Raw genomic sequence first — 26,112 nt, 5'->3', positions numbered from 1 at the left:
GCCCGGCTCAGCCACAACGGCGAAGCCTGGTCAGGCGGAGGTGAGGACAGCTGCGGAGAATAAAAGGAGAATAAAAAAAGGTGCCCACCGCATCGCGAGGGCACCCAAACGATCGCGCGACCGGCATCATCCCATGCCGGCTCGGCTAGTCGATCGACGCACCCCGCGGCGTGGCCGGGGGGCCAAAGCAGAAGACCCGCCCTCGAACGAGGACGGGTCACAATCTGGCGCGCCCGGGAGGATTCGAACCTCCGACCACCTGATTCGTAGTCAGGTACTCTATCCAGCTGAGCTACGGGCGCTGACGGCAAGATCCACGATCCTGCAAAACGATGCCTTCTTCGAACCGCACGACGAGAAACCTGCGCACCCCGACTCGAGTGCTTGTGCTCACTTCGCCACTCTTGGCGCGCCCGGGAGGATTCGAACCTCCGACCACCTGATTCGTAGTCAGGTACTCTATCCAGCTGAGCTACGGGCGCATCATCACGCTTCGAACAACGACAACGTGTCGCATGGCGGAGAGGGAGGGATTCGAACCCTCGATGGGGCTATAAACCCCATACTCCCTTAGCAGGGGAGCGCCTTCAGCCACTCGGCCACCTCTCCCTCAACGACACGGCGCATATCCTATCGTTTTGGCTCCCCTTTGTCCAGCGTATTCAGCTATTTGTTTCGCTACGCCAAACGGGAGGAAGCCGGCACGACGTTACGAGGCGGAGCCGCTACCCCCCTCATTGTCGGACTTCTCGCGCTGAATGCGCTGGTAGATCTCTTCACGATGTACGGCGACATCCTTCGGCGCATTGACGCCAATGCGGACCTGGTTGCCCTTGACGCCAAGGACGGTCACGGTGATGTCATCACCGATCATCAGCGTTTCTCCGACTCGGCGGGTCAGGATGAGCATGACTGATCTCCTTCTCAGACGACTAGCAACGGGATGCGCGTCGATCCCCGACGCTTAGTTGCTGCTTGCATTATGTTACATATGTACCACTGTGCACCACCACCAACCCCACCATGACACCATGACACCATGACAGCGTTGAAGGGAAGCCGCGCCGCTCATCGCAGCAGACTTCCCCCAGCGTAGAACAGGCACCGTATGCAAGCCGTCCGTACCTTGTTAATTTTCTTGTTGCTTGCCTATTCGCTCTCGATATCGGCCTTGTCCAGACCGAAAGCGGTATGCAGGGCACGCACGGCGAGTTCCATCTGCTTCTCGTCGATCACCACCGAAATCTTGATTTCGGAAGTGGAGACCATGCGGATATTGATGTTCTCGTCCGCCAGGACGCGGAACATCTTGGAGGCCACACCCGCATGCGAGCGCATGCCGACACCGACCAGGGAGACCTTGGCGATGTTGTCGTCGCCGTTGACCTCGCCGCCGCCCAGGTCGGGAATCACCTGCTCCTCGAGGATCTTCAGGGTCTTCTTGTAGTCGCCCTTGGCCACGGTGAAGGTGAAGTCGGTGTAGTCGCCGGCCGGCGCCACGTTCTGCACGATCATGTCGACTTCGATGTTGGCGTCGGCGATCGGCCCGAGGATGCGCGAGGCCACGCCCGGCACGTCAGGGGTGTTGAGCAGGGTCAGCTTGGCCTCGTTGGCAGTGAAGGCGATGCCGGAAATCAGCGGTTCTTCCATGGAGTCCTCGTCTTGGTCGGATTCTGCAACGATCAGGGTGCCGGGGCCGTCCTGGAAGCTGGACAGCACGCGCAGCGGGACATTGTACTTGCCGGCGAACTCGACGGAGCGAATCTGCAGCACCTTGGAGCCGAGGCTCGCCAGCTCGAGCATCTCCTCGACGGTGATGGTGTCGAGGCGCTGCGCCTTGGAGCAGACGCGCGGATCGGTGGTGTAGACACCATCCACGTCGGTGTAGATCTGGCACTCGTCGGCGCCCAGCGCGGCGGCCAGCGCCACCCCGGTGGTATCGGAGCCGCCGCGGCCCAGCGTGGTGATGTTGCCCTCCTCGTCGACCCCCTGGAAGCCGGCCACCACGACCACCTTGCCTTCGTCGAGATCTTCGCGCATCTCGTCGGTCTCGATACGCTGGATGCGCGCCTTGGTGTGGGCACTGTCGGTAAGGATGCCGACCTGGGAACCGGTGTAGGAGGTCGCCGGTACGCCGAGCTTGTGCAGGGCCAGCGCCAGCAGCGAGATGGTGACCTGCTCGCCGGTGGAGACCAGCATGTCCATCTCGCGCGGCGTGGGCTCGTCGTTGATCTCGTTGGCCATGCCGATCAGGCGGTTGGTCTCGCCGCTCATGGCGGAAACCACGACCACGACCTGATGGCCATCGTCACGGAAGCCCTTGACCTTCTCGGCCACGGCCTTGATGCGCTCCACGGAGCCTACCGAGGTGCCGCCGAATTTCTGTACGTATAGTGCCATCTACGGTTTTCCCTCGCTTATCGAGCGCGACGCGCCCGGATGAGTGAAAGTCGTCAAAGTCAAAGGGCCGGGACATCACGGTCGCCGGCCCTGTCTCGCGTCATTGCAGGCGCTGCTCGACCCAGCCGGGAACGCTCTCCAGCGCCGCCGGCAGAGCGCCGACATCGCTGCCGCCGGCCTGGGCCATGTCGGCGCGCCCACCGCCCTTGCCGCCGACCTGCGAGGCGACGTGGTTGACCAGCTCGCCGGCCTTCACGCGGGACGTCAGGTCGTCGGTGACGCCGGCGATCAGGCTCACCTTGCCGGCGTCGCTGTCCGCCACGCCGAGCACTACGATGCCCGAGCCCAGCTTGTTCTTGAGCTGGTCGAGTACGCCGCGCAGCTCCTTGGCCGAGACGCCCTCGAGCCGGGTCGCCAGCACCTTGACGCCGCCGATCTCGCGCGCCTGGCTGAGCATGTCCCTGCCGGCGGCGCTGGCCAGCTTGGCCTTGAGCCGCTCGAGCTCCTTCTCCAGGTTGCGGTTGCGCTCGACCAGCGACTCGACGCGCTCCTCGACCTGCTCCGGCTTGGCCTTGAGGCGCTCGCCGATGCGTGCCAGGCGCGCCTCCTGCTCGCGGAAGTAGGCCAACGCTCCTTCGCCGGTGATCGCCTCGATGCGGCGCACCCCGGAGGCGATGCCCTGTTCGGCGACGATGTGGAAGCAGCCGATGTCGCCGCTGCGCGCGACGTGGGTGCCGCCGCACAGCTCGATGGAGAAGTCGTCGGCGCCGATGGTCAGCACCCGCACGCTGTCGGCGTACTTGGCCTCGAACAGCGCCGCCGCGCCCTTGGCCTTGGCCTGGTCGAGGGTCATCTGCTCGATGCGGGTCGGCGCGTTGGCCAGAATCTGCTCGTTGACCAGGCGCTCCACCTCGGCAAGCTGCTTCGGCGTCATCGCCTCGAAGTGGCTGAAGTCGAAGCGCAGCCGCTCGGGCGTGACCAGCGAGCCCTTCTGCTGCACGTGATCGCCCAGCACCAGACGCAGCGCCTTGTGCATCAGGTGGGTGGCGGAGTGATTGCGCACGGTGGCCGCCCGCAGCCCGGCATCGACCTGGGGACGCACCTCGCCACCCACCGACAGCGTGCCCTCCAGCATCACCCCGTGGTGCAGATGGTGGCCGCCCTGCTTCTGGGTATCGGTGACCAGGAAGCGGCCGCCTTCGAGGTGCAGGTAGCCGATATCGCCCACCTGGCCGCCGGACTCGCCGTAGAACGGTGTGCGGTCGAGCACCACCACGCCGCGCTGCTCGGGTTCGAGCGCCGCCAGGGCATTGCCCTCGCCATCGACGATGGCGGTCACCGTGGCGCGATCCTCGAGCCGGTCGTAGCCGGTGAAGGCGGTCTCGCCCTCGAGCTCCAGCGCCGCGCCGTAGTCGGCGCCGAACTGGCTGGCGGCACGGGCGCGTTCGCGCTGGGCCTCGAGTTCGCGCTCGAAGCCGGCTTCGTCGAGACTCACGCCGCGCTCGCGACAGACGTCGGCGGTGAGGTCGTAGGGGAAGCCGTAGGTGTCGTAGAGCTTGAACACCGTCTCACCCGGCAGCACGTCGCCCTCGAGGTTGGCCAGGGCCTCCTCGAGCAGGCTCATGCCGTGCTCCAGGGTGCGCGCGAACTGCTCCTCCTCCTTGAGCAGGATGCGCTCGATCTGGTGGCGCGCCTCGCGCAACTCGGGGTAGGCCTCGCCCATCTCGACATCGAGAGCGCCGACCAGCTTGTGAAAGAAGCTGCCCTTGGCGCCCAGCTTGTTGCCGTGGCGAATGGCGCGACGAATGATCCGGCGCAGCACGTAGCCGCGCCCCTCGTTGGAGGGCAGCACGCCGTCGGCAATGAGGAAGGCGCAGGAGCGGATGTGATCGGCGATGACCCGCAGCGAGGGCGTGGTGGTATCCGCATGGCCGGTGTGACGGGCCGCTGCCTCGAGCAGGTTCTGGAACAGGTCGATCTCGTAGTTGGAGTGCACGCCCTGCAGCACCGCCGCCACGCGCTCGAGGCCCATGCCGGTGTCGATGGAGGGCTTGGGCAGCGGGTTCAGGTTGCCGGCGGCGTCGCGATCGAACTGCATGAACACCAGGTTCCAGATCTCGATGTAGCGGTCGCCGTCCTCCTCGGGGCTGCCGGGCGGGCCGCCCCACACCTCGGGGCCGTGATCGAAGAAGATCTCCGAGCTGGGCCCGCAGGGGCCGGTATCTCCCATCTGCCAGAAGTTGTCCTCGTCGAGCTTGGAGAAGCGCGCCGGGTCGACGCCGATCTCCTCCTTCCAGATGCGCTCCGCCTCGTCGTCGCTCACGTGCACGGTGACCCACAGCTTCTCGGCCGGCAGCCCCAGGCGCTGGGTGAGGAACTCCCAGGCGAAGCGGATGGCGTCGCGCTTGAAGTAGTCGCCGAAGCTGAAGTTGCCCAGCATCTCGAAGAAGGTGTGGTGGCGCGCGGTGTAGCCGACGTTGTCGAGGTCGTTGTGCTTGCCGCCGGCGCGCACGCAGCGCTGCGCCGAGGTGGCGCGCACGTAGGGGCGCGGGTCGCGGCCGAGGAAGACGTCCTTGAACGGCACCATGCCGGCGTTGGTGAACAGCAGCGTCGGGTCGTTGCCCGGCACCAGGGAGCTCGACGGCACGATGGTGTGGCCGTGCTCCTCGAAGTAACTCAGAAAGGCCTGTCTGATGTCTGCGCTTTTCATGGGGTATCCGTGGCGATGAGCGTGGTCACCCGACGGGCAGGCGCGTCCAGCACCGTGTCAACCTGGCCGAATCGCACGCCTTGACGTGTCAGGAGCGCCACCTAGGGCGTTCGCAAAGGGAGGCATTATAACGCAGTTGTCAAGCGACTGAAGGGGAGGTGCACATGACCGTGCTCAGTCGACGGCGCCGAGTCGCGCCAGGGCATGACGGATCTGCTCGAAATCGAAGCCGCGGGCCGCCAGGAAGCGTTCGCGCCGGGCGCGTTCGCGAGGGGTATCGCCAGGGCCGGAGAAGCGGCGCTCGAGTACCTCGCGGGCAAGCTCGAACCAGTCGACCTCGCCCTCCCGCTCGGCCTCGGCCAGCGCGGCCGCGATCAGGCCGCGCTCGACGCCGCGCCGCTCCAGCTCGGCACGCACCTTCAGCGGACCCTGGCCGCGCATCACCCGCGAGCGCAGGAAGCTCTCGGCGAAACGGGCGTCGGACTGCAGGCCGGCCTCGGCCAGCGCGTCGAGACAGGCGTCGATCGCCTCCGTGGGGTGGGCCCGGGACGCCAGCCGCTGGGTCAGTTCGGCGCGAGAGTACTCGCGCCGGGCCAGCAGGCGGATGGCGTCATCCCGCGGGGACGCCGCGGGCGCTTCGGACCGGGCAGGCATGGCTTAGAGCAGGTCGTCCTCGCGCTCGGCGTCGGCCGCCACCGGCTCCTCGGCCTCCTCCTCCTTGGGCGCGACCGTGGCCAGCAGCTGGCCGCGGATCTGGCTCTCGATCTCCTCCATCACCGCCGGGTTGTCCTCGAGGAACTGGGCGGCGTTGGCCTTGCCCTGGCCGATCTTGTTGCCCTGGTAGCTGTACCAGGCCCCGGCCTTGTCGATCAGGTTGCACTGCACGCCCAGGTCGACCACCTCGCCGGCGTGATAGATGCCCTTGCCGTAGAGGATCTGGAACTCGGCCTGGCGGAACGGCGGCGCCACCTTGTTCTTGACCACCTTGACCCGGGTCTCGTTGCCGACCACCTCGTCGCCCTGCTTCACCGAGCCGGTGCGGCGGATGTCGAGGCGCACGCTGGCGTAGAACTTGAGCGCGTTGCCGCCGGTGGTGGTCTCGGGGCTGCCGAACATGACGCCGATCTTCATGCGGATCTGGTTGATGAACACCACCATGCAGTTGGCGTTCTTGATGTGACCGGTGATCTTGCGCAGCGCCTGGGACATCAGGCGCGCCTGCAGGCCGACGTGGGAATCGCCCATCTCGCCCTCGATCTCGGCGCGCGGTGTCAGCGCCGCCACCGAGTCGATGATGATCACGTCGACCCCGCCGGAGCGCACCAGCATGTCGCAGATCTCCAGCGCCTGCTCGCCGGTGTCGGGCTGCGACACCAGCAGGTCGTCGAGGTTGACGCCGAGCTTCTCGGCGTAGCTCGGGTCGAGCGCGTGCTCGGCGTCGATGAAGGCGCAGGTCTTGCCCTGGCGCTGGGCCTGGGCGATCACCGACAGGGTCAGGGTGGTCTTGCCCGAGGATTCCGGGCCGAAGATCTCCACCACGCGACCGTAGGGCAGGCCGCCGATGCCGAGCGCGATGTCGAGCCCCAGCGAGCCGGTGGACACCGATGGCATCACTACCCGCGGCGCGTCGCCCAGGCGCATCACGGTGCCCTTGCCGAACTGGCGCTCGATCTGGGAAAGGGCGGCATTCAATGCCTTGGAACGGTTTTCATCCTGTGCCATGAGGCTCTCCTCGCAGAACTCGCAGACGCTTGCAGGTGCAGTTGGTAGGCGGGCCACCGTGGGGAGCTCGCCCGGACACTGTATGGTTGGACAGTAGTATGACGAAAAAAACGCCGCGCGACTAGTCGGCTTCGAGGTAACGAATCAACCCGACGATGGCCTCGCGTACCGCGCGCTCGCGCACCGCGCGGCGGTCGCCGGGAAAGTGGAAGCGCTCGGCCCGCTGGCGTGCCTCGCTGCCCCAGGCCAGCCACACGGTGCCCACCGGCTTTTCCGGCGTGCCGCCGTCGGGTCCGGCCACGCCGCTGATCGCCACGCCGAGCTTGGCCCCGCTGTCGCGGCAGGCGCCCGCCACCATGGCCTCCACCACTTCGCGGCTGACCGCGCCGTGCTGGGCGATCGTTGCCTCGGGTACACCGAGCAGGCGCGCCTTGGCGGCGTTGGAGTAGGTCACGTAGCCGGTATCGAAATAATCCGAACTGCCGGCCACCGAGGTAATCGCGCTGGCCACCCCGCCGCCGGTGCACGACTCGGCGGCGGTGACGCTGACGCCATGCTCGCGACAGCGTCGCCCGAGCCGTTCGGCGAGGGTGGCGAGGTCGAGGTTGGCCAGGCTGGAGGCACTGTGGGGCATGGTATCGCTCCTTTTGGTAAGGACCGGCCGACAGGCGCCGGCCACGCATTCTGCGGCTGCCTGCTACCATAGCGCATCCTTTCCGCGGTAACAGGTAGGGCAGTAAACGACCTCTGGCTCCCACACTATCCACTATCGGCAAACCACAGCCAGGAGAGGGTCGTTCCAGCATGTCGAGCGCGGGTGGGGCGTGGTAACCTTGCTTCCTTCCATGCCCACACAACCGACGAGCCAGCCGAGAAAGCATGAACGACGCGGTCAAGACGGATGTGCCGAGCCATACGCCGATGATGGCCCAGTACCTGAAGATCAAGCGCGAGCACCCCGAGGTGCTGCTGTTCTACCGAATGGGCGATTTCTACGAGCTGTTCTTCGACGACGCCAGGCGCGCCGCCGCGCTGCTCGACATCACCCTGACCCAGCGCGGGCAGTCCGCGGGCAAGCCGATTCCCATGGCCGGCGTGCCCTACCACAGCGCCGAGGGCTACCTGGCGCGCCTGGTGAAGGCCGGCGAATCGGTGGCCATCTGCGAGCAGATCGGCGACCCGGCGACGAGCAAGGGGCCGGTGGAGCGCCGCGTGGTGCGTATCGTCACCCCGGGCACGCTCTACGACGAGGCGCTGCTCGACGCCCGCCGCGATAACCTGCTGGTCGCCGTGCACCCGGTCGGCGACTGCTGGGGCATCGCCTGGCTGGAACTCTCCAGCGGCCGCTTCAGCGTGCTCGAGGTGGAAGGCGAAGGCGACATGCTCGCCGAACTGCAGCGCCTCGACCCCGCCGAGCTGCTGCTGCCCGAGAGCCTGTCGCTGCCGCCCGCGCTGGAGGGTCGCCCGGGGCTGCGCCGCCAGAGCGACTGGCTGTTCGATCTCGAATCGGCCACGCGCCTGCTGTGCGACCAGTTCCAGGTGCAGGACCTGCGCGGCTTCGGCTGTGCCCACCTGGAGGCCGCCCTCACCGCCGCCGGCGTGCTGGTCGAGTACGCCCGTGACACCCAGCGCTCGCGGCTGCCCCACGTCACCGCGCTGGGCGTGGAGAACCGCGACGATGCCGTGGTGATCGACGCCGCCAGTCGACGCAACCTCGAGATCGACATCAACCTCGGCGGCGGCGGCGACAATACCCTGGCCAGCGTGCTCGATACCACCGCCACCGCCATGGGCTCGCGGCTGCTCAAGCGCTGGCTCAACCGCCCGCTGCGCGACCGTGCCCAGGTGCAGGGGCGCCAGGCGGCGGTCGCGCTGCTGCTCGAGCAGGAGGGCTTCGTGGCCCTGCGCGAGCTGCTCAAGGCGATCGGCGACGTCGAGCGCATCCTCGCCCGGGTGGCACTCTACAGCGCCCGGCCGCGGGATCTCGCGCGCCTGCGCGACGCCCTGCTGGCGCTGCCCACGCTCGAGCGCGAGCTGCAGCACTACAGCGAAGGGACTGCACTCGACGAGCTGAGCCATCATATCCGCCCCTACCCCGAACTCGCCGACCTGCTCGCCCGCGGGCTGGTCGACAACCCGCCGGTGGTGATCCGCGACGGCGGCGTGATCCGCGAAGGCTTCGACGCCGAGCTCGATGACTACCGCGGGCTGGCCGAGCACGCCGGCGACTACCTGGTGCGGCTCGAGGCCCGCGAGCGCGAGCGCACCGGACTGGCCGGCCTCAAGGTGGGCTACAACCGGGTGCACGGCTACTACATCGAGATCCCCCGCGCCCAGGCCCGCGAGGCACCGGTCGACTACATCCGGCGCCAGACCCTGAAGAACGCCGAGCGCTTCATCATTCCCGAACTCAAGGAGTTCGAGGACAAGGCGCTGTCCGCCAAGTCACGCGCCCTGGCCCGCGAGAAGCTGCTCTACGACAGCCTGCTCGACTCGCTCAACGCCGAACTCAACGCGCTTCAGGGCACCGGCCGGGCGCTGGCCGCGCTGGACGTGCTGGCGGCCTTCGCCGAGCGTGCCCAGGCGCTCGGCTTCTCGCGGCCCCGTCTCGCCGAACTGCCCGGCATCGAGATTCGCGGCGGGCGACATCCGGTGGTGGAGCACGTCAGCGACACGCCCTTCGTGCCCAACGACCTGGTGCTCGACGACCGCCGCCGCATGCTGGTCATCACCGGCCCCAACATGGGGGGCAAGTCGACCTACATGCGCCAGGCGGCGCTGATCGTGCTGCTCGCCCATACCGGCAGCTTCGTGCCGGCGGACGAGGCCTGCATCGGCCCGGTGGACCGCATCTTCACCCGCATCGGCTCGTCGGACGACCTGGCGGGCGGCCGCTCGACCTTCATGGTGGAGATGACCGAGACCGCCAGCATTCTGCACAATGCCAGCGACCACAGTCTGGTGCTGATGGACGAGATCGGTCGCGGCACCAGCACCTTCGACGGCCTGTCGCTGGCCTGGGCCAGCGCCGAGCATCTGACCCGCACGCGTGCCTTCACCCTGTTCGCCACCCATTACTTCGAGATGACGGCCTTGGCCGATCAGGCCGAGGGGGTGGCCAACGTGCACCTCACCGCCGCCGAGCATCGCGACGGCATCGTCTTCATGCACCGGGTGGAAGAGGGCCCCGCCAGCCAGAGCTACGGCCTGCAGGTGGCCCAACTGGCCGGCGTGCCGCCATCCGTCATCGCACGCGCGCGCGACAAGCTGGCCCAGCTCGAGCAGCAGGAGGTCGACCAGGGCCACCGTGGCACCCCTCGACACGACAGCGGGCCGGCCCCGTTGCAGAGCGATCTGTTTGCCACCGCGCCCCACCCCCTGCTCGACGATCTGGCCGGCCTCGACCCGGATGAGCTGACGCCGCGCCGAGCGCTGGAGTTGATCTATGCCTGGCGCGAGAAGCTCTAGGTGTCGCGCCGCTTGCTCACACGGGGAGGCCTGTCTAGAATGAAGCGTCCAGCAAATTACATCTTATAAAAAGTTAATTTTTTATAACCATCAGGCTTAAGGCTGATACCGAACATTACCAACCGGGAGGTCACGACCCGGCTGCGAGGAGGGAGACAGGCATGACCTTTGTCGTCACCGAAAACTGCATCAAGTGCAAGTACACCGACTGCGTCGAGGTCTGCCCGGTGGACTGCTTCTACGAAGGCCCCAACTTCCTGGTGATTCACCCGGACGAGTGCATCGACTGCGCCCTGTGCGAACCGGAGTGTCCCGCCGAGGCGATCTTCTCGGAAGATGAACTCCCCGAGGGCCAGGAGGAGTTCATCGCCCTCAATGCCGAGCTCTCCGAGGTGTGGCCCAACATCGCCGAGAAGAAGGATCCCCCGGCCGACGCCGAGGAGTGGGACGGCAAGCCCGGCAAGCTGCAGTACCTGGAGCGCTGAGCCCAGCCAGACCCGCCCACTCGCGCCGAATGCCGGCCGGCATTCGGCGCAGCGTCCGCCCCCGTAGCCCAGGCAAAAAAAAAAGGCGACCCATAGGTCGCCCGGCTCCCAGCATTTCCTTGGGCGGTTCCCTCCGCCCTCTCTCCTGCGGCAACGTCCCTGCCCGGAGGCGACTTCCTGTCACACCGGGCGTGCCACGTCGATAGCATCCCGTTGCATCCTGCCGGAGAGCCTCCCGCTCTGCCTTGTCCCACGTGCATTCTGGCATGTCCGGCAAAAGGCGCAAGCGGCCGCCAATCAACTTCAAGGCCTCCCTAAAGTTGACTGAAGAAGCAGCCAAGCCAGTAAAAACAAAGGGATAGAAAAAGGCCGACACCTCCGGCATCGGCCTTCTCACTGCTATGTAGGCTTAGGTCTTCGCCTTTTTGTAGTCAATGTCCTACAAAAATGTCAGCGATATCGTCGGCCAGATGGCCAGAGCGATGCGCTCACTGCCCCTTGATCGCGGAGCGGCCGGGATAACCAACGCGATCGCCGAGCTGCTGCTCGATCACCAGCAGGCGGTTGTACTTGGCCACCCGGTCGGAACGGCACAGCGAGCCGGTCTTGATCTGGCCGGCCGAGGTGCCCACCGCCAGGTCGGCGATGGTGGTGTCCTCGGTCTCGCCGCTGCGGTGGGAGATCACCGCGGTGAAGCCGGCGCCCTGGGCCATCTTGATGGCGTCCAGCGTCTCGGAGAGCGAGCCGATCTGGTTGAACTTGATCAGGATGGAGTTGCCGATCTGATCGATGATGCCGCGCTTGAGGATCTTGGTGTTGGTGACGAACAGGTCGTCGCCGACCAGCTGCACCTTGTCGCCGAGCTTGTCGGTCAGCGCCTTCCAGCCGTCCCAGTCGGACTCGTCCATGCCGTCCTCGATGGAGACGATCGGGTACTGCTCGCACAGCTCGGCCAGGTAGTCGACGAAACCATTGGCATCGAAGGACTTGCCCTCGCCGGAGAGGCGATACTGGCCGTCCTGGTAGAACTCGGAGGAGGCGCAGTCGAGCGCCAGGGTCACGTCGCGGCCGAGCTCGTAGCCGGCATCGGCGACGGCCTGCTTGATCACCGCCAGCGCCTCGGCGTTGGACTCCAGGTTCGGCGCGAAGCCGCCTTCGTCGCCCACCGCGGTGGCCAGGCCGCGCGCGGAAAGCACCTTCTTCAAGGCATGGAAGATCTCGGCGCCGACCCGCAGGGCCTCGCGGAAGTTGGGCGCGCCCACCGGCTGGATCATGAACTCCTGGATATCGACGTTGTTGTCGGCGTGCTCGCCGCCGTTGAGGATGTTCATCATCGGCACCGGCATGCGGTACTGGCCCGGCTGGCCATAGAGTTCGGCGATATGGGCATAGAGCGGCATGCCCTTGGCGTTGGCCGCGGCCTTGGCGGCCGCCAGCGACACGGCAAGAATGGCGTTGGCGCCAAGGCTGGCCTTGTTGTCGGTGCCGTCGAGCTCGAGCATGGCGTTGTCGAGGCCACGCTGGTCGCGGGCATCCATGCCGACCAGGCGCTCGCGGATGGCGCCGTTGACGGCCTCCACCGCCTTCAGCACGCCCTTGCCCAGGTAGCGCGACTTGTCGCCGTCGCGCAGTTCCAGGGCCTCGCGCGAGCCGGTGGAAGCGCCGCTCGGCGCGCAGGCCACGCCCACGGCGCCGCTCGCGAGGCGCACTTCGGCCTGCACGGTGGGGTTGCCGCGGGAGTCGAGTACCTCGAGGGCGTGGATGTCGACAATCTTGGTCATCGGTGTCGTCCTTTGGTTCTGTCAGCGTTGATTGAGTCGATAGGGGCTAATGTCTCTCTCGGCTTATAGCGCCACTGCCTGGGTAACCGCCGTTATTCGATGTTCAGTGCCGGAAAGCCCTTGACCAGTTCGTCGAGCGCCTTGAGCTGGGCCAGGAAGGGCTCGAGCCGGTCCAGCGGCAGCGCGCAGGGGCCGTCGCACAGCGCGCTGTCGGGGTCCGGATGGGCTTCCAGGAAGAGCCCGGCCAACCCCACGGCGACACCTGCCCGGGCCAGCTCGGCGACCTGCTGGCGACGCCCGCCGGCACTGTCGGCACGCCCGCCCGGGCGCTGCAGCGAATGGGTGACGTCGAAGAAGACGGGGCAGCCGGTCTGCTTCATGTCGCCGAAGCCGAGCATGTCGACCACCAGGTTATTGTATCCGAAGCTCGAGCCGCGCTCGCACAGCAGCACGCGGTCGTTGCCCGCCTCCTCGCACTTGCGGATGATGTGGCGCATCTCGTGGGGCGCCAGGAACTGCGGCTTCTTGATGTTGATCACCGCGCCGGTCCTGGCCATGGCCACCACCAGATCGGTCTGGCGCGCCAGGAAGGCCGGCAACTGGATGATGTCGGCCACCTCGGCCACGGGCTCGGCCTGCCACGGCTCGTGGACGTCGGTGATCACCGGCACGCCGAAGCGCTGCTTGATCTCGGCCAGGATCGCGAGCCCCCTCTCCAGGCCGGGGCCACGGAACGAATGGATAGAGCTGCGGTTGGCCTTGTCGAAGCTGGCCTTGAAGACGTAGGGCATGCCGAGCCGGCCGGCCACCTCGACATAGGTCTCGGCCACCTCGAGGGCGAGCTCGCGGGACTCCAGCACGTTCATGCCGCCGAGCAGCATCAAGGGCAAAGAATTGCCGGCGGTGAGGCCGGCAATGGAAACGTGACGTTCGGGTGCGGACGGGGCCATCTCGGACATGGTCTCACTCCTGATGCGACGACAGCGCCCGGGTGCGCGCCGCCTTGTGCTCCAGCGCCGCATTGACGAAGCCGGTGAACAGCGGGTGGCCGTCGCGCGGCGTGGAGGTGAATTCGGGATGGAACTGGCAGGCCACGAACCACGGGTGGTCGGGCAGTTCGATCATTTCCACCAGGGAATTGTCGACGCTCTTGCCGGAGATCACCAGGCCGGCCTTCTGCAGCTGCTCGACGAACTGATTGTTGACCTCGAAGCGATGCCGATGCCGCTCGACGATCTCGTCGCTGCCGTAGGCCTCGCGCGCCTTGGTGCCGGGTTCGAGGTGGCAGACCTGACCGCCCAGGCGCATGGTGCCGCCCAGGTCGGAGGCCTCGTCGCGCAGCTCGATCTTGCCTTCGGCGTTGATCCACTCGGTGATCAGGCCCACCACCGGATGCTGGGTGTCGTGGGTGAACTCGGTGGAGTTGGCATCCTCCCAGCCGGCCACGTGGCGAGCGAACTCGATCACCGCGACCTGCATGCCGAGGCAGATGCCGAGGTAGGGAATGCCGTTCTCGCGGGCGTAGCGGGCGGTCTCGATCTTGCCCTCCACGCCGCGCTCGCCGAAGCCGCCCGGCACCAGGATGGCGTCCTTGCCGGCCAGGCGCTCGGTGCCGTGGCGCTCGATGTCCTCGGAGTCGATGTAGTCGACATTGACCTTCACCCGGGTCTGGATGCCGGCGTGGATCAGCGCCTCGTTGAGCGACTTGTAGGCGTCGAGCAGCTCCATGTACTTGCCGACCATGGCGATATTGATCGACTTGAGCGGGTTGAGCTTGGCATCGAGCACGCGGACCCATTCGGCGAGATCGGCCGGCTCGGCCTCGAGGCGCAGCTTGTCGCAGACGATCTCGTCGAGGCCGTGCTCGTGGAGCATCAGCGGGATGCGATAAATGGTATCGGCATCCTGCAGCGGGATGACCGCGCGCTCCTCGACGTTGGTGAACAGCGCGATCTTGCGCCGCTCGGTCTCCTCGAGCTCGACCTCGCTGCGACAGATCAGGATGTCGGGCTGGATACCGATCGAGCGCAGCTCCTTGACGCTGTGCTGGGTCGGCTTGGTCTTGGTCTCGCCGGCGGTCTTGATGTAGGGCACCAGGGTCAGGTGCATGAAGATCGCCCGGCTCGCCCCCTGCTCGCTACGGATCTGGCGGATCGACTCGAGGAACGGCAGCGACTCGATGTCGCCCACGGTGCCGCCGATCTCCACCAGCGCCACGTCGAAGCCCTCGCCGCCGGCATAGACCCGGCGCTTGATCTCGTCGGTGATGTGCGGGATCACCTGCACGGTGCCGCCCAGGTAGTCGCCGCGGCGCTCGCGCCGCAGCACGTGCTCGTAGACGCGGCCGGTGGTGAAGTTGTTGCCCTGGGTCATCTTGGTGCGGATGAAGCGCTCGTAGTGGCCCAGGTCGAGATCGGTCTCGGCGCCATCTTCGGTGACGAACACCTCGCCGTGCTGGAAGGGGCTCATGGTGCCCGGATCCACGTTGATGTAGGGATCGAGCTTGAGCATGGTGACCTTGAGGCCGCGCGCCTCGAGAATCGCCGCCAGCGAGGCCGACGCAATGCCCTTGCCGAGAGAGGACACAACGCCGCCGGTCACGAAGATATATCGTGTCATGAAGAACCTGTCGAAACGTGATCATGAGGCGTGGCAGAAAGCCGCGCCAGGATGGGACGACAGCGTAGCAGATTACGACCAATGGCTCAATTTCGCCGCCGCCGGGCGCGGCTCAAGGCCACCAGCGCGCCGTATCGCCGCCCAGCGGATCGCGCGGCGGCCGCGAGACACGGGCGATGCGCGCCACGGCGGCATCGTGCGCCTCCGGGTCGGCGCCGATCAGGTCGAGCTCGCGCTGATCCTCGGGGTAGGCGGCCAGCAGCAGGAAGTCGGCGCTGGCCTCGAGGTGGCAGTGGCCGGTGCCCGCCGGCAGCACCAAGGCGTCGCCGGTGCGCAGCTCGACGTCATCGCCCCGCTCGCCGCCCAGGCGCAGCCTGCCCCAGCCCGATAGCACGCCGAAGGCCTCGTGGGCGATGGAGTGGTAGTGGTGGTAGTCGTAGACCCCGCCGCGCCAGCTCGGCCGCCAGCCGTTGGCACCGAACAGGCGCTCGAAGCGCGCGGCGATGTCCTCGCGATCGAACACCGGGTTCACCCCCCGCGAGCGGAAGGCCAGGGTCGCCAGCGGGCTGTTGGGAATGCGCCCGTCGTCGGCGAAGTGCCGGCACTCAGGTGCCACGGGGCCGCCATCGGCATCGGCCAGCCCCAGCATGTCGAGCGAATCGTCCATGATCGTCTCCTGTCGCGTTCGGTTCCTGTCACTGGTACCCGAACCTGAGTCTAGAAAAACAGCGCGCCGAACGACAACGCCCCGGCACTTGGCCGGGGCGGGCAGGTGGGGAACGGTGTGGTTACACGCCGAGGTAGTCGAGGATGCCCTCGCCGGCCTCGCGCCCTTCGTACACGGCGGTGACCACCAGGTCGGAGCCGCGCACCATGTCGCCACCGGCAAAGATCTTCTCGTTGGTGGTCTGGAAGGCGTAGGCGCCCCGCTCCGGCGCCAGCACGCGGCCGCGCTCGTCGAGCTCGATGCCGAAGCGATCGAACCACGGCGCCGGGCTCGGCTGGAAGCCGAAGGCGATGACCACGGCGTCGGCCGGCAGGATCTCCTCGGAGCCGGGCACCACCTCGGGGCGCTGGCGACCGTTCTCGTCGGGCTCGCCCAGACGGGTGCGCACCACCTTGACGCCCTCGACCCGGCCCTCGCCGACCACCGCCACCGGCTGGCGGTTGAACAGGAAGTCGACGCCCTCCTCGCGGGCGTTGGCCACCTCGCGCTTGGAGCCCGGCATGTTCTCTTCATCGCGGCGATAGGCGCAGGTGACCGAACTGGCCCCTTGGCGGATCGCCGTGCGGTTGCAGTCCATGGCGGTGTCGCCGCCGCCCAGCACCACCACCTTCTTGCCTTCCAGCGAGACGAAGTCGGCCGGATCCTTCTCGAAGCCGAGGCAGTGGTTGACGTTGGCGATCAGGTAGTCGAGCGCCTTGTGCACGCCGGGCAGGTCTTCCCCGGGGAAACCACCGGTCATGTACTTGTAGGTGCCCATGCCGAGGAACACCGCGTCGTATTCGGCGAGCAGGGTGTCGAAGTCGACGTCCTTGCCCACCTCGATGCCCAGGCGGAACTCGATGCCCATCTCCTCGAACACCGCGCGACGGCGCTCCATCACCGTCTTGTCGAGCTTGAACTCGGGAATGCCGAAGGTCAGCAGGCCGCCGATCTCGGGGTAGCGGTCGAACACCACCGGCTTGACCCCGTTGCGCACCAGGATGTCGGCGCAGCCGAGCCCGGCCGGACCAGCGCCGATGATGGCGACCTTCTTGTCGGTCCAGGTGACCTGGGACATGTCCGGGCGCCAGCCCATGGCGAAGGCGGTGTCGGTGATGTACTTCTCCACCGAGCCGATGGTCACCGCGCCGAAGCCGTCGTTGAGCGTGCAGGCGCCTTCGCACAGGCGGTCCTGCGGGCACACCCGGCCGCACACCTCGGGCAGCGAGTTGGTCTTGTGCGACAGCTCGGCGGCCTCGAGGATGTTGCCCTCGGCAACCAGCTGCAGCCAGTTGGGGATGTAGTTGTGCACCGGGCACTTCCACTCGCAGTACGGGTTGCCACAGTGCAGGCAGCGATGCGACTGGCTGGCCGCCTCCTGGGGCTTGAACGGCTCGTAGATCTCGCCGAACTCGCGCGAGCGCGTGCGGGCGTCCTTCTTCTGCGGATCCTGACGCCCCACGTCGATGAACTGGAAGTCGTTTCTGGTCAAACGGTTGGCCATTTGTCTGTCTCCTGGAATCCGGCTCACTCGGGGCGTCTGCGCGATTCGTCGAGCAGACTGTTCAGGCTCGCCGCCTTGGGCTTGACCAGCCAGAAATGACGGGCGAAGTCGCTGAAGTCGTCGAGTATCTCGCGGCCGCGGGCGGAGCCGGTCTCGGCCACGAACTCCTCGATGATCTCCCTCAGGTGACGCCGATAGGCCTCCATGGCCTCGGTATTGACCCGGTGGATCTCCACCAGCTCATGGTTGTAGCGGTCGACGAAGGAGCGGTCCTCGTCGAGCACGTAGGCGAAGCCGCCGGTCATGCCGGCACCGAAGTTGACGCCGGTCTCGCCGAGCACGCAGACCAGGCCGCCGGTCATGTACTCGCAACAGTGGTCGCCGGCGCCTTCGATCACCGCGTGGGCGCCGGAGTTGCGCACGGCGAAGCGCTCGCCGGCGGTGCCGGCGGCGAACAGCTTGCCGCCAGTGGCGCCGTAGAGGCAGGTGTTGCCGATGATCGCCGTCTTGTGGCTCTCGAAGCGGCTGCCGCGCGGCGGCACGATCACCACCTTGCCGCCGTTCATGCCCTTGCCGACGTAGTCGTTGGCGTCGCCCTCGAGGTAGAGGTCGAGGCCACGCGCGTTCCACACGCCGAAGCTCTGTCCCGCCACCCCGGTGAAGCGCAGCGTGATCGGGGCGTCATCGAGACCCGCCTCGCCGTAGTGCTTGGCCACCGCTCCGGAGGAGAGCGCCGGCACCGAGCGGTCGCAGTTGGTGATGGTGAAGGCGAACTCGCCGCCGCTCTTGTCGGCGATGGCCTGCTCGATGGTCGCCAGCACCTCCTGGTTCTTGGTGCCGGGATCGTGCGGCACATTGCGGCTGACCTGGCAGAACTGCGGTGCGTCGGCCGGCACGAAGTCGTTGGCCAGCAGCGGCGTCAGGTCGAGCCTGCGCTGGGAGGCGGTGTCGCCCTCCAGCACCTCGAGCAGGTCGGTGCGGCCGATCAGGTCGGTCAGCTTGCGCACGCCCAGCATGGCCATCAGCTCGCGCACCTCCTCGGCAATGAAGCGGAAGTAGTTCTTGACCATGTCCACAGTGCCGCGGAAGTGCTCGTCGCGCAGGTACTGGTGCTGGGTGGCCACGCCGGTGGCGCAGTTGTTGAGGTGACAGATACGCAGGTACTTGCAGCCCAGCGCCACCATCGGCGCGGTGCCGAAGCCGAAGCTCTCGGCGCCGAGGATCGCCGCCTTGACCACGTCGAGGCCGGTCTTGAGGCCGCCGTCGGTCTGCAGGCGAATCTTGTCGCGCAGGCCGTTGATGCGCAGCGCCTGATGCACCTCGGGCAGGCCCAGTTCCCAGGGGCTGCCGGCGTGCTTGATCGAGGTCAGCGGGCTCGCTGCGGTGCCGCCGTCGTAACCCGACACGGTGATCAGGTCGGCATAGGCCTTGGCCACGCCGGTGGCGATGGTGCCGATGCCGGGCTCGGAGACCAGCTTCACCGACACCTGCGCCTCGGGGTTGACCTGCTTGAGGTCGAAGATCAGCTGCGCCAGGTCCTCGATGGAGTAGATGTCGTGGTGCGGCGGCGGCGAGATCAGCGTCACGCCGGGCACCGAGTAGCGCAGCCGCGCGATCAGCTCGTTGACCTTGCCGCCGGGCAGCTGACCGCCCTCGCCGGGCTTGGCGCCCTGGGCCACCTTGATCTGCAGCACCTCGGCGTTGACCAGGTAGGCCGGGGTGACGCCGAAGCGGCCCGAGGCGATCTGCTTGATCTTGGAGCTGCGGATGGTGCCGTAGCGCGCCGGGTCCTCGCCGCCCTCACCGGAGTTGGAGCGCCCGCCGGCCTCGTTCATGGCCTGGGCCAGCGCCTCGTGGGCCTCGGGAGAGAGCGCCCCCAGCGACATGCCGGCGCTGTCGAAGCGCGGGATCAGCTCGTCGACCGACTCCACCTCTTCGAGCGGCAGCGCCGTCTCGGCGGCCTTGAGCCCCAGCAGGTCGCGGATGGTCGCGGCGGGACGCTCGTTCACCAGCTGGGCGAATTTCTTCCACTTGCGGTAGTCGCCCTCCTGCACGGCCTCCTGCAGCGCCTTGACCACGTCGGGGTTGTAGGCATGGTACTCGTGGTCGTGCACGTACTTGAGCAGGCCACCCTGGTTGATGCCCTTGCGCGGCGTCCAGGCGTCGCGCGCCAGCAGCTCCTGCTGCAGCTGCAGCTCGCTGAAGCCGGTGCCCTCGATGCGCGAGGCCATGCCGGTGAAGCACAGCTCGACCACCTCGGAGGAGAGTCCCACCGCTTCGAACAGCTGAGAACCGCGGTAGGAAGCCAGCGTCGAGATGCCCATCTTGGAGAGGATCTTGTAGAGCCCCTTCTGCATGCCCTTGCGGTAGTTCTCGCGGGCATCCGCCGGGTTGCCGGTGAGTTCGCCGGTGCGATGCATGTCGGCCATGACCTGGTAGGCCAGCCACGGGAACACCGCGGTGGCACCGACGCCGAACAGCACCGCCATCTGGTGGGCGTCGCGGGCGTAGCCGGTCTCGACCACCAGGTTGGCGCGCGGGCGCAGCGCCAGCTTGCCCAGGTGGTGGTGCACCGCGCCCACGGCGAGCGCGGCGTGGATCGGCAGCTGGCCCTGCTCCAGGTTGGCGTCCGACAGCACCAGGATCACCTTGCCCTCGTGCACCGCGGCCTCGGCCTGGCGGCATAGCTCGACGATGGCCGCCTTTAGCCCCACCTGCTCGGGGTCGTAGCCGAGGCTCAGCCGCTGGTGCGCAAAGGTCGGATCGTCCTGCTCGAGCAGCGCGGTGAACTTGCGCGGCGACAGGACCGGCGTGGTCAGGATGATGCGGTGAGCGTGCTCGGGCGTGGCCTTGAACACGTTGAGCTCGGCACCGATACAGGTCTCCAGCGACATCACGATCGCTTCACGCAGCGGGTCGATGGGCGGGTTGGTGACCTGGGCGAACTTCTGGCGGAAGTAGTCGGTCAGCAGGCGCTGCTTGCGCGACAGCACCGCCATCGGGGTGTCGTCGCCCATGGAGCCCACCGCCTCCTGGCCGCTCTCGCCCAGCGGACGCAGCACCTGGTCGCGCTCCTCGAAGCTGACCTGGAACATCTTCTGCCAGGTCTTGACCTGCTCGGCGTCCATGTTCTGGAAGCTGGCCAGCTCGGTCAGCGCCGACTCGAGGTAGTGGGCTTCCTCTTTCAGCCAGCGCTTGTAGGGGTAGGCGGACTGCAGGCGCTCGTCGATGTCCGCGGTGTGCAGCACCTCGCCGGTGTGGGTGTCCACGGCCAGTATCTGGCCCGGGCCGACGCGGCCCTTGGCCACCACGTCCTCGGGCTTGTAGTCGTAGGTGCCGATCTCCGAGGCCAGGGTGATGTAGCCGTTCTTGGTGATCACCCAGCGCGCCGGACGCAGGCCGTTGCGGTCGAGCATGCAGACCGCCTGGCGACCGTCGGTCATGACCAAGCCGGCCGGGCCGTCCCACGGCTCCATGTGCATGGAGTTGTACTCGTAGAAGGCGCGCAGTTCGCCGCTCATGGTCTCGACGTTCTGCCATGCCGGCGGCACCATCATGCGCACCGCGCGGTGCAGTTCCATGCCACCCATCAGCAGCACCTCGAGCATGTTGTCCATGCTCGAGGAGTCGGAGCCCACGGTGTTGACGATCTCGTCGAGTTCGGCGATGTCGGGAAGCCGCTCGTTGACGAAGTTCTCCTTGCGCGAGTTCGCCCAGCTGCGGTTGGCCTCGATGGTGTTGATCTCGCCGTTGTGCGCGAGCAGGCGGAACGGCTGGGCCAGCGGCCAGCGCGGCTCGGTGTTGGTGGAGAAGCGCTGGTGGAAGACGCAGATGGCGGTCTCGAGGCGCTCGTCGCCCAGGTCCCGGTAGAAGGTCGGCAGGTCCACCGGCATCATCAGGCCCTTGTAGGAGACGACCTTGGATGACAGCGAGCAGACGTAGAAGTCCTCCTCGTCGCGCAGCATCTGCTCGGCGCGACGACGCGCCATGAACAGATCGACATCGAAGCGCGCGGCATCGCCGAGCTTGCCCGGCTCGACGAACAGGTGCCGGATGCGCGGCAGGCAGGCACGCGCGATGGGACCGCAGCAGGAGGGATCGGCCGGCACGTCGCGCCAGCCGCGGATGACCAGGCCACAGGCCCGCAGCTCGCCCTCGAGGATGCCGCGCGCGCGCGCCTCCTTGGCGTCGTCGTCGGGCAGGAACACCGCGCCCACGGCAAACTGGTCGCCGAGCTCAACGCCCAGCGCCTCGGCGGCGACTTCGCGCATGAAGCCCTCGGGCATCTTGAGCAACAGGCCACAGCCGTCACCGGTCTTGCCATCGGCGGCGATGCCGCCGCGATGGGTCATGCAGGTGAGCGACTCGATGGCGGTACGCAGCAGATCGTGGCTGGCCTGCCCTTCCATGTGCGCGATCAGGCCGAAGCCGCAGTTGTCACGGAATTCGCCTGGATGATGAAGGCCTCGGTTCATGGGCGTGCCTCAGAGAATGACTATTGACCAAACGTTAGCCGTTATGTATTTTTATCTGTTTTCTTTTCGTTTGCGCTGACAAAGACAGCCGGCTAACGTCGCGTGAAAAGGACGCCCAGCATAGACACTTACTCCCCCGACGCGCAATCTCCAGCCTCCCCTCTCGCCAGCAAAACCTTCGCCAAATCCGCAACTTGCTGAATGAAGCAAAGCAAAAAAAACCATCAGTTCAAAGACTTGCGTGGCCCATAAACGGATTCCAAACGGCCAAAACGGAGCATTCGACTTTAGTCTAAAATCAGCCATTTTCCCCATGCCGATCCGGCATGAGGCATACGGATTCAATGCTTGAGGGGCAAAGCGCCCCAGACGCAGGCCCACGCAAAAAGGCCGCACGAATCGCTTCGTGCGGCCTTCTTTACAAGCTCCGCCTCGATCTGCGCGTCAGGTCAACGGCGCGGAAAGGCGACCAGCAGCGCCTCGAGCAGCGGCGGAGGGGTCTCGTCGTGGATCACCGCTCGGCCGAGCGCCTCGAGCAGAACGAGACGCAGGCGCGCGTCGACGTTCTTCTTGTCCAGGCGCATGCGGGCGAGAAAATCCTCCACCCCCATGTCGGCGGGGGCCGTCAGCGGCAGGCCGGCAGCGGCAATGATGGCGGCGGTGCGTTCGACGTCGGCGCGCGACAGCCAGCCGAGGCGCTGCGACAGCTCGGCGGCCATCAGCATGCCGGTTCCCACCGCCTCGCCGTGCAGCCACTTGCCGTAGCCCTGGTGCGCCTCGATGGCATGGCCGAAGGTGTGGCCGAGGTTGAGCAGCGCGCGCACGCCCTGCTCGGTCTCGTCCGCCGCGACGATCTCGGCCTTGAGCTGGCAGCTACGTTCGATGGCCCAGGCCAGCGCCTGCGGCTCCAGCGCTCTCAGCGCGGCCATCTCGCTCTCCAGCCAGGCCAGGAACTCGGCGTCGCGGATCAAACCGTACTTGATTACCTCGGCCAGCCCCGCCGAGAGCTCCTTGGCCGGCAGCGTCTGCAGGGTATCGGTATCGATCAGCACCGCCCGCGGCTGCCAGAAGGCGCCGATCATGTTCTTGCCCAGCGGATGGTTGACGCCGGTCTTGCCGCCCACCGAGGAATCCACCTGCGAGAGCAGCGTGGTGGGCACCTGGATGAATGCCACGCCACGCTGATAGCAGGCAGCGGCGAAGCCGACCATGTCACCGATCACCCCGCCCCCCAGGGCGATCAGGGTGCAGCGGCGGTTGAAGCCGGCCTCGAGCAGCGCATCCCAGATGCGGCCGACGCTGGCCAGGGTCTTGGTCGCCTCGCCGTCGGGCAGCACCAGCTCGCGGACCTCGGCATCACCCGGCAACCCCTGCTTGAGGCGCGCCAGGTAGTGGGGCGCTACCGTCTCGTTGGTGACGACCATGACCTGGCGCCCGGCCAGGTAGGGCGCGAGCCAGGCGGGGTCGCCCAGCAGGCCGGTGCCGATGTGGATGGGATAGCTGCGCTCGCCCAGCGCCACCTGCAGGCTGCGTCGGCTCGCTCGAGGTTCGCTCATGGACATGGTTCAGGCCTTGGCTTGTAGGGGATCGACCAGCCGCTGCACGCGGCGCACGATCTCGTTGACCACCGCCCGCGGGCTGCGTCGGTCGGTGCGCACCACGATGTCGGCCGTGGCGCGATAGAGGGGGTCGCGAAGATCGAACATCTCGCGCAGCACCTGCTCGCGGTCGGGCCGCTGCAGCAGGGGGCGGTTGCGGTCCTTGGCCACGCGCTTGAGCTGCTGCTCGACGGTGGTGAACAGATAGACCACGGTGCCCCGCTCGCGCAGGCGCCGGCGATTCTCCTCGCGCAGCACCGCCCCGCCACCGGTGGCAAGGACCACGCCCTCGCGCGCGGTCAGATCTTCGATCATCTGTACTTCGCGCTGACGAAAGCCCGCCTCGCCCTCGACATCGAAGATCCACGGGATGTCGGCGCCGCAGCGGGCCTGGATCTCGTGGTCGCTGTCGAGGAAGTCGCGGGAAAGCTCGGCCGCCAGGAGGCGGCCGATGGTGCTCTTGCCGGCTCCCATGGGGCCGACCAGTATCAGATTGGGCAAGTCCTGCATCAGCGAATCGCCAGGCCGTCCTCGAGTATCCGTGGAGTGATGAACACCAGCAGCTCCACTTTCTGGTTGCTCGACTCATTGTACCGGAAAAGCCTACCCAGCACAGGCAGGTCCCCGAAGAACGGCGTCTTGGCCAGGCGGCTCAACTGCTCGGTGGTGAGGATGCCGCCCAGCACCACCGTCTCGCCGTTGTCGACCAGCACCTGGGTCTCGATGCGATTGGTGTCGATGGGCGGCGCCTGGCCCACCGCCGCCTCGCGGAAGCTGTCGTTCTTGACCACCAGGTCCATGATGATGCGGTTGTCGGGGGTGATCTGCGGGGTCACCTCGAGCGACAGCTCGGCCTCCTTGAACTCGGTCTGCGGCACGTTGCCTTCGCCGATGGACTGGAAGGCGCGCTCCTCGCCCTGGATGATCGTCGCCTTGCGCTGATTGGCGGTGATCACCCGCGGCTGCGAGATGGTCTGGCTCTTGTTCTCGCTCTCCAGCGCGCGCAGCTCGAGGTCGAGCAGGATGTCGCCGGAGAGATAGCCGAAGCTGAAGCTGGTCATGGGGTTGGCGCTACCCAGGTCGACCGCGAGCCCGCCGCGCTCGAAGCGGCTGCCGGTGGGGTCGTCGAACTCGCCGGTGAACTGCCCGCGGCCGTCGCGCTGGCCGGTGAGGCCGTCGCCGAACCCGGCGATCGGGGTGCCGGTCGAGGCACCGCCCAGGTTGAAGCGGCTGCCGCCGCCCGAGGCCCCCCAGTTGACGCCGAGCTCCTGGGTCACGCCGTCGCGGGCGATGACGATGCGCGCTTCGATCTGCACCTGGCGCACGGCGACGTCGAGCTGCTCGAGGGTAGCGAGGATCTCCTGGATCTGGTCGGCGGTATCCTGGATCAGCAGCGTGTTGGTGCGCGCATCCACCGCCACCCGGCCACGCTCCGAGAGCAGCCCGAAGCCCTCGCCACCCCGCAGCAGCTGGGCCAGGTCCTCGGCGCGGGCATACTTGACCTGGACGTACTCCGACACCAGCGGCGCCAGCGTCTCGGCCTGGGCCCGCGCCTCGAGCTGCTGGCGCTCGATGTTGGCCAGCTCGCTGGCCGGCGCCACCACGATGACGTTGCCCTCCTGGCGGCTGGCCAGGCCGTGGCTCTTGAGCACCAGGTCGAGCGCCTGGTCCCAGGGCACGTCCTGCAGGTTGAGGGTCACCTCGCCGGTGACGCTGTCGCTGGCGACCAGGTTGAGGCCGGTGAAGTCGGCGATGATCGCCAGCACCGAACGCACCTCGATGTCCTGAAAATTGAGCGTGATGCGCTCGCCGGTGTAGGGGAACTGCTGGCGTACGCGCTGTTCGCGCTCCTGCCGGGTGACGGGCTGGGCCTCGATGGTGAGCTGCCGCCCGCTCTGGGTGGAAAGCATGGCGAACTCGCCGCTGCCTTCGATTTCCAGGGTAACGCCGTCGCGTCCGGAGCGCGGCGTGATACGCTGAATCGGCGTGCCGAAATCGGTGACGTCGAGGGCCTGATTGTACGCCTCCGGCAGCTCGACCCCACTGAGTTCGGCGACGATGCGATTTCGGCCCGGCTCGCGCACCCTGGCATCGATGCCGGCTCGGTCGAAGGTGACGATCAGACGGCCCGCGCCCTCCTCGCCACGGCGGAAGTCGATGTCGGTGATGGTCGGCATCGCGCTCGGTACGGCCGCTGCGGGCCGGGAAGCAGCGGCCGGCTCGGGGCTCGGCGCCGCAGCCGCCGAGGCGGATTCCCTGCCGCCGATGACCAGCCTCAGCCGACCACCCTCCTGCACCGTGTCGTAGGGCAGCGGGCCATCCATGTTGAAGACCAGGCGCGTGCGCGAGCCGGCCTCCAGCGCCGTGACCTGCTCGACTCCGCCGATGCCGAGGTCGATGCGGCGGCGCTCCAGGGCGTTGGTCGTGTCCGTCAGGTCGAGGGTCAATCGCGCCGGCTCGTCCAGCCGATAGCCACGGACTTCCGGCACGCCCTCGCTGAAGGAGAGGTCGATCAGCAGCTCGCCGTGCTCGCCCTGGCGGAAGTCCAGGTCGGTCAGCGCGGTGGCTGCCAGGCCGGGCATTGCCACCAGCGCCAGGCAGAGCCCTCCCACTATGCGAATCACATCTCTCATCGTTGCCCTAC

17 protein-coding genes and 3 tRNA genes are annotated in these 26,112 nt (G+C 67.1%); 2 read left to right on the top strand and 18 right to left on the bottom strand.

Going from position 1 to position 26,112, the window contains the following annotated elements; translation table 11 throughout:
- Positions 1-225: 225 nt before the first annotated feature.
- From I4484_RS02925 to I4484_RS02885, 9 genes are all read right to left on the bottom strand, one after another.
- Positions 226-302: transfer RNA gene (locus tag I4484_RS02925), tRNA-Arg, on the bottom strand.
- Positions 303-405: 103 nt separating this feature from the next.
- A tRNA-Arg gene (locus I4484_RS02920) sits at positions 406-482 on the bottom strand.
- Between the two features lie 34 nt (positions 483-516).
- Positions 517-609 (bottom strand) — tRNA-Ser (locus I4484_RS02915).
- Positions 610-709: 100 nt separating this feature from the next.
- A complete protein-coding gene (gene csrA / locus I4484_RS02910) occupies positions 710-910 on the bottom strand; it encodes a carbon storage regulator CsrA (protein ID WP_197449542.1) in 201 nt (66 codons plus the stop codon).
- A 239-nt stretch (positions 911-1,149) separates the two neighbouring features.
- Complete coding sequence (locus tag I4484_RS02905) at positions 1,150-2,400, bottom strand: aspartate kinase (RefSeq protein WP_111412936.1); 1,251 nt, start codon at positions 2,398-2,400, stop codon at positions 1,150-1,152.
- 100 nt (positions 2,401-2,500) lie between these two features.
- Positions 2,501-5,110, bottom strand: coding sequence for an alanine--tRNA ligase (alaS, locus tag I4484_RS02900; protein ID WP_197449541.1), 2,610 nt, complete (start codon positions 5,108-5,110; stop codon positions 2,501-2,503).
- Positions 5,111-5,284: 174 nt separating this feature from the next.
- Positions 5,285-5,764: a regulatory protein RecX gene (locus I4484_RS02895; RefSeq protein ID WP_197449540.1), complete on the bottom strand. Its 480-nt coding sequence runs from the start codon at positions 5,762-5,764 to the stop codon at positions 5,285-5,287.
- 3 nt (positions 5,765-5,767) lie between these two features.
- Entirely contained in the window at positions 5,768-6,832 is a 1,065-nt protein-coding gene (gene recA, locus I4484_RS02890; RefSeq protein ID WP_197449539.1) for a recombinase RecA, read from the bottom strand.
- 121 nt (positions 6,833-6,953) lie between these two features.
- On the bottom strand, positions 6,954-7,466 hold the full coding sequence (locus tag I4484_RS02885; RefSeq protein WP_197449538.1) for a CinA family protein: 513 nt from the start codon (positions 7,464-7,466) through the stop codon (positions 6,954-6,956).
- A 245-nt stretch (positions 7,467-7,711) separates the two neighbouring features.
- On the opposite strand from I4484_RS02885, the gene mutS reads away from it, so the two are divergent.
- Both mutS and fdxA read left to right on the top strand, forming a co-directional pair.
- The gene (mutS, locus tag I4484_RS02880; protein ID WP_197449537.1) at positions 7,712-10,300 is read left to right on the top strand and encodes a DNA mismatch repair protein MutS; all 2,589 of its coding nucleotides are present in this window, start codon (positions 7,712-7,714) and stop codon (positions 10,298-10,300) included.
- 161 nt (positions 10,301-10,461) lie between these two features.
- Positions 10,462-10,785 carry a ferredoxin FdxA gene (gene fdxA / locus I4484_RS02875; protein ID WP_010630102.1) on the top strand — a complete coding sequence of 108 codons (324 nt, stop codon included), beginning with the start codon at positions 10,462-10,464 and terminating at the stop codon, positions 10,783-10,785.
- Between the two features lie 488 nt (positions 10,786-11,273).
- Here fdxA and eno read toward each other — a convergent pair whose 3' ends face one another.
- From eno to pilQ, 9 genes are all read right to left on the bottom strand, one after another.
- A complete protein-coding gene (gene eno, locus I4484_RS02870) occupies positions 11,274-12,566 on the bottom strand; it encodes a phosphopyruvate hydratase (protein ID WP_197449536.1) in 1,293 nt (430 codons plus the stop codon).
- A gap of 92 nt (positions 12,567-12,658) precedes the next feature.
- On the bottom strand, positions 12,659-13,516 hold the full coding sequence (gene kdsA / locus I4484_RS02865) for a 3-deoxy-8-phosphooctulonate synthase (RefSeq protein WP_197450899.1): 858 nt from the start codon (positions 13,514-13,516) through the stop codon (positions 12,659-12,661).
- 13 nt (positions 13,517-13,529) lie between these two features.
- A complete protein-coding gene (locus tag I4484_RS02860) occupies positions 13,530-15,185 on the bottom strand; it encodes a CTP synthase (RefSeq protein WP_197449535.1) in 1,656 nt (551 codons plus the stop codon).
- A gap of 112 nt (positions 15,186-15,297) precedes the next feature.
- Positions 15,298-15,852, bottom strand: a complete 555-nt coding sequence (locus I4484_RS02855; protein ID WP_197449534.1) for a cupin domain-containing protein — start codon at positions 15,850-15,852, stop codon at positions 15,298-15,300.
- 121 nt (positions 15,853-15,973) lie between these two features.
- The gene (locus tag I4484_RS02850; RefSeq protein ID WP_197449533.1) at positions 15,974-17,395 is read right to left on the bottom strand and encodes an FAD-dependent oxidoreductase; all 1,422 of its coding nucleotides are present in this window, start codon (positions 17,393-17,395) and stop codon (positions 15,974-15,976) included.
- 23 nt (positions 17,396-17,418) lie between these two features.
- On the bottom strand, positions 17,419-21,870 hold the full coding sequence (gltB, locus tag I4484_RS02845; RefSeq protein ID WP_197449532.1) for a glutamate synthase large subunit: 4,452 nt from the start codon (positions 21,868-21,870) through the stop codon (positions 17,419-17,421).
- Between the two features lie 449 nt (positions 21,871-22,319).
- Positions 22,320-23,426 carry a 3-dehydroquinate synthase gene (gene aroB / locus I4484_RS02840; protein ID WP_197449531.1) on the bottom strand — a complete coding sequence of 369 codons (1,107 nt, stop codon included), beginning with the start codon at positions 23,424-23,426 and terminating at the stop codon, positions 22,320-22,322.
- A 9-nt stretch (positions 23,427-23,435) separates the two neighbouring features.
- Positions 23,436-23,978 (bottom strand): shikimate kinase AroK, encoded by a 543-nt coding sequence (aroK, locus tag I4484_RS02835; protein WP_197449530.1) that lies wholly within the window; start codon positions 23,976-23,978, stop codon positions 23,436-23,438.
- Positions 23,978-26,101 carry a type IV pilus secretin PilQ gene (pilQ, locus tag I4484_RS02830; RefSeq protein WP_197449529.1) on the bottom strand — a complete coding sequence of 708 codons (2,124 nt, stop codon included), beginning with the start codon at positions 26,099-26,101 and terminating at the stop codon, positions 23,978-23,980. The genes aroK and pilQ overlap by 1 nt, the downstream gene beginning before the upstream one ends.
- Between the last annotated feature and the right edge of the window lie 11 nt (positions 26,102-26,112).

This window comes from Halomonas sp. SS10-MC5 (genome assembly GCF_015992245.1).
Taxonomy (GTDB): domain Bacteria; phylum Pseudomonadota; class Gammaproteobacteria; order Pseudomonadales; family Halomonadaceae; genus Halomonas; species Halomonas sulfidoxydans.
Note: the sequence above shows the minus strand (reverse complement) of the source record. Positions and strands in the feature narration are given on the sequence as shown.

Coding starts and splice junctions, on each gene's coding strand:
- csrA (WP_197449542.1), bottom strand. CDS start 910: ATGCTCATCCTGACCCGCCGAGTCGGAGAAACGCTGATGATCGGTGAT.
- I4484_RS02905 (WP_111412936.1), bottom strand. CDS start 2,400: ATGGCACTATACGTACAGAAATTCGGCGGCACCTCGGTAGGCTCCGTG.
- alaS (WP_197449541.1), bottom strand. CDS start 5,110: ATGAAAAGCGCAGACATCAGACAGGCCTTTCTGAGTTACTTCGAGGAG.
- I4484_RS02895 (WP_197449540.1), bottom strand. CDS start 5,764: ATGCCTGCCCGGTCCGAAGCGCCCGCGGCGTCCCCGCGGGATGACGCC.
- recA (WP_197449539.1), bottom strand. CDS start 6,832: ATGGCACAGGATGAAAACCGTTCCAAGGCATTGAATGCCGCCCTTTCC.
- I4484_RS02885 (WP_197449538.1), bottom strand. CDS start 7,466: ATGCCCCACAGTGCCTCCAGCCTGGCCAACCTCGACCTCGCCACCCTC.
- mutS (WP_197449537.1), top strand. CDS start 7,712: ATGAACGACGCGGTCAAGACGGATGTGCCGAGCCATACGCCGATGATG.
- fdxA (WP_010630102.1), top strand. CDS start 10,462: ATGACCTTTGTCGTCACCGAAAACTGCATCAAGTGCAAGTACACCGAC.
- eno (WP_197449536.1), bottom strand. CDS start 12,566: ATGACCAAGATTGTCGACATCCACGCCCTCGAGGTACTCGACTCCCGC.
- kdsA (WP_197450899.1), bottom strand. CDS start 13,516: ATGGCCCCGTCCGCACCCGAACGTCACGTTTCCATTGCCGGCCTCACC.
- I4484_RS02860 (WP_197449535.1), bottom strand. CDS start 15,185: ATGACACGATATATCTTCGTGACCGGCGGCGTTGTGTCCTCTCTCGGC.
- I4484_RS02855 (WP_197449534.1), bottom strand. CDS start 15,852: ATGGACGATTCGCTCGACATGCTGGGGCTGGCCGATGCCGATGGCGGC.
- I4484_RS02850 (WP_197449533.1), bottom strand. CDS start 17,395: ATGGCCAACCGTTTGACCAGAAACGACTTCCAGTTCATCGACGTGGGG.
- gltB (WP_197449532.1), bottom strand. CDS start 21,870: ATGAACCGAGGCCTTCATCATCCAGGCGAATTCCGTGACAACTGCGGC.
- aroB (WP_197449531.1), bottom strand. CDS start 23,426: ATGAGCGAACCTCGAGCGAGCCGACGCAGCCTGCAGGTGGCGCTGGGC.
- aroK (WP_197449530.1), bottom strand. CDS start 23,978: ATGCAGGACTTGCCCAATCTGATACTGGTCGGCCCCATGGGAGCCGGC.
- pilQ (WP_197449529.1), bottom strand. CDS start 26,101: ATGAGAGATGTGATTCGCATAGTGGGAGGGCTCTGCCTGGCGCTGGTG.